This window comes from Pseudomonas sp. XP1, assembly GCF_053557675.1.
The window spans coordinates 91,117-94,432 of record NZ_JBNRIJ010000007.1; the positions used below are offsets into that span (position 1 = coordinate 91,117).

The following is a 3,316-nucleotide window of genomic DNA, read 5'->3' on the forward strand; positions in this document are numbered from 1 at the left end:
GCTCCAGCAGCCTGCCCAGATCGACCGGCTTCAGCAGAAAATCCACCACTCCCAGGTGCATCACATCCACCGCCTCTTCCACATCGGTGTCGCCCGACACCACGATGATCGACAACGCTGCCCGCTCTGATTCGCGAACCGTGCGGATCAGGTCCAGGCCATCCTCGGGCTGCATGCGCAAATCCGTGATCATCAAGCAAATCCGCGGCTGGTAGTGCAGGTACAGCCTGGCCTCCTCGGCTCCATCCGCTCCGACGCAGTCGATCCCCCGGCTTTTCAGGTACAGGATCAACGCCTCACGGTTCACCGCATTGTCATCCACTACCAGCACCAGCGGTTTGGCTGCCACAGGCGCACTCCCCACGGCCACGGCCAATGCCTCGCGCTCGGCGTCGCTCAGGATGTCGTGTTGCTCTGGCATGCTCATCTCGTCAAAAAAATTCCGCTTCAGCATTAGGACCGCAGAACTTGCGTAACCCGGCTTGCCTTTCGTCGGGTCTTTGACAGGGGCGCTCATAGACTTACGTCCAATGGGCACCACCCCGCCGCAAGCCGACCATGGAGGCAGAGAACAACATGGCCGGCACCTATATATAGATATATATAGTTCGGCATAGCGATACGGTCAGTTTCATGAGCAAAAAGGACGCCTACAGCCAGGCGGGCAGGACAGCAGTGCTGCAGAACATCCAGGGCACCCTGCAGTTCCTGCAGCGTTTTCCGCCGTTCAACCAGATGGAACACAGCCACCTGGCCTACCTGGTCGAACAGTGCCAGCTGCGCTTCTATGCCAGCGGCGAAAGCATCGTCAAACCTGCCGACGGGCCGGTCGAGCACTTCTACATCGTCAAGCAGGGCCGCGTGGTGGGTGAGCGCCAGCATCTGGTCAAACCTGGTGTGGAGACCACCTTCGAAATCACCAGCGGCGAATGCTTCCCGCTGGCTGCCCTGCTCGGCGAGCGAGCGACCCGTACCGAGCACCTGGCCGGTGAGGACACCTTCTGCCTGCAGCTGAACAAGGCCGCGTTCATCCGCGTGTTCTCGATGTCGGAAGTGTTTCGGGATTTTGCCCTGCGCGGAGTCAGCAGCCTGCTGGACCAGGTAAACCAGCAGGTACGCCAGCGCGCGGTGGAAACCCTCGGCACCCAGTATTCGCTGAACACGCCACTGGGTGAACTGGCCATGCGCCACCCGGTGGTGTGCAGCCCCGACACGCCCCTGCGCGACGCCGTGCGGCTGATGCACGAGCAGCAGGTTGGCAGCATCGTGGTGGTCGACCCGCAGCGCTACCCCACCGGTATCTTCACCCTGCGCGACCTTCGCCAGGTGGTGGCCGCCGCCGATGCTGACCTGGGCGCGCCCATCGTCCGCCACATGACTAAGCAGCCGTTCTACCTCAGCCCCCAGGCCAGCGCCTTCGACGCAGCCATGGCCATGACCGAACGGCATATCGCCCACGTATGCCTGGTGGAAAACCGGCGCCTGTGCGGTGTGGTTTCGGAGCGCGACCTGTTCTCCCTGCAGCGGGTCGACCTGGTGCACCTGGCACGCACCATCCGCCATGCGCCACGTCTGGATACCCTGGTCTCGCTGCGCGGCGAAATCAGCCAACTGGTCGAGCGCATGCTGGCCCATGGCGCGTCCTCCACGCAGATCACCCAGATCATCACCCTGCTCAACGACCACACCGTGTGCCGGGTGATCGAACTGGCGCTGGCCGAGCGCGGTGACCCGGGCGTGCCGTTCAGCTGGCTGTGCTTTGGCAGCGAAGGACGACGTGAACAAACCCTGCATACCGACCAGGACAACGGCATCCTCTTCGAAGCCGCCGACAGCGCCGAAGCCGACGCTATCCGCACGCGCCTGCTGCCGCTGGCGCAATACATCAACCAGTGCCTGGCCCAGTGTGGCTTCACCCTGTGCAAGGGCAACGTCATGGCCGGCAACCCCGAGCTATGCCTGTCGCGCAGTGAATGGGCGCGGCGTTTTGCCGGTTTTGTACGTGAAGCCAGCCCGGAGAACCTGCTGGGCTCGAGCATCTATTTCGACCTGCGCGTGGTGTGGGGCGACGAGCAAGGTTGCGAGCAGCTGCGCCAAGGCCTGCTGGACCAGGTGGCCGACAACCGCATCTTCCAGCGCATGATGGCTGACAACGCCCTGCGCCAGCGCCCACCGGTGGGCCGCCTGCGCGAGTTCGTGCTGACCCGCCAGGGCAACGACAAGGCCGCCACTCTCGACCTCAAGGTCCAAGGCCTGACGCCCTTCGTAGATGGTGCCCGGCTGCTGGCCCTGGCCAACGGCATCGGTGCCTGCAATACCCTGGAACGCCTGCGCCAGCTGGTGGCCAAGGGCGTGATCGAGGCACTGGACGGCGCAGCGTATGAAGAGGCCTACCACTTCATCCAGCAAACCCGCATGCAGCAGCACCAGCGCCAGACCCGCGACAACCTGCCCTATTCCAACCGCCTGGACCCGGACAGCCTCAACCACCTGGATCGGCGCATCCTGCGCGAGTCCCTGCGCCAGGCCCAGCGCCTGCAAAGCAGCCTGGCCTTGCGGTACCAGCTATGAGCCTGTTCGCCTGGCTGCGCCCCAGTGCGCCCGAACTGGACCATGCCACGCGCCAGCGCCTGGCCCGGCTGCCCAAGGCCGTGCCACTGGGGGTGTGTACCCTGCGCGAGCAGCGCTGGGTAGTGCTCGACCTGGAGACCAGCGGCCTCAACCCCAACCGTGACCAAGTGCTGTCGGTGGGTGCCGTGGCCATCGAAGATGGCGCCATCGATTTTGCCCAGCAGTTCGAACGCACCCTGCACCGGCCTTTGCAGAAGACCAACGCCAGCGTGCTGATCCACGGCCTGGGCCCAAGTGCCCTGGCTGCCGGTTGCGACCCGGCCGAGGCCTTGCTCGACCTGCTCGACTTCATAGGCAATAGCCCGGTGCTGGCATTCCATGCGCCGTTCGACCAGCGCATGCTGGCCCGCGCGCTGAAGGAAAGCCTGGGTTATCGCTTGCAGTCACCCTTCCTGGATGTTGCCGAGCTGGCGCCGATGCTCAACCCCGACACAGTGCTGCGCGAGGCCGGGCTGGATGACTGGGTGGCGCGGTTTGGCCTGCAGGTCGAGGAGCGCCATCATGCCAGCGCCGATGCCCTGGTTACGGCCGAGCTGGCGCTGATCCTGTTCAGCCAGGCCCGGCGCCAGCAGCTGGACAGCCCGCTGCAGCTGGAGCAGCGCTTGCGCGGGTGGCGCAGGCGCAAGGTGCACAACCACGGCCTATAGATTTGTATTGACCTGACAGGCCCAATCGCCGGCAAGCC

General features: G+C 64.5%; 3 protein-coding genes. 2 read left to right on the forward strand and 1 reads right to left on the reverse strand.

What is annotated here, in order from left to right; all coding sequences use genetic code 11:
* The coding region (locus tag ACK1U9_RS09055) for a response regulator (protein ID WP_449109835.1) at window positions 1–517 on the reverse strand (517 nt) is incomplete at its 3' end.
* A gap of 116 nt (window positions 518–633) precedes the next feature.
* Here ACK1U9_RS09055 and ACK1U9_RS09060 point away from each other — a divergent pair.
* Both ACK1U9_RS09060 and ACK1U9_RS09065 read left to right on the forward strand, forming a co-directional pair.
* On the forward strand, window positions 634–2,571 hold the full coding sequence (locus tag ACK1U9_RS09060; protein ID WP_449109836.1) for a DUF294 nucleotidyltransferase-like domain-containing protein: 1,938 nt from the start codon (window positions 634–636) through the stop codon (window positions 2,569–2,571).
* Window positions 2,568–3,278, forward strand: a complete 711-nt coding sequence (locus ACK1U9_RS09065) for a 3'-5' exonuclease (RefSeq protein WP_153671276.1) — start codon at window positions 2,568–2,570, stop codon at window positions 3,276–3,278. Before ACK1U9_RS09060 ends, ACK1U9_RS09065 begins: the two co-directional genes overlap by 4 nt.
* Window positions 3,279–3,316 lie beyond the last annotated feature (38 nt).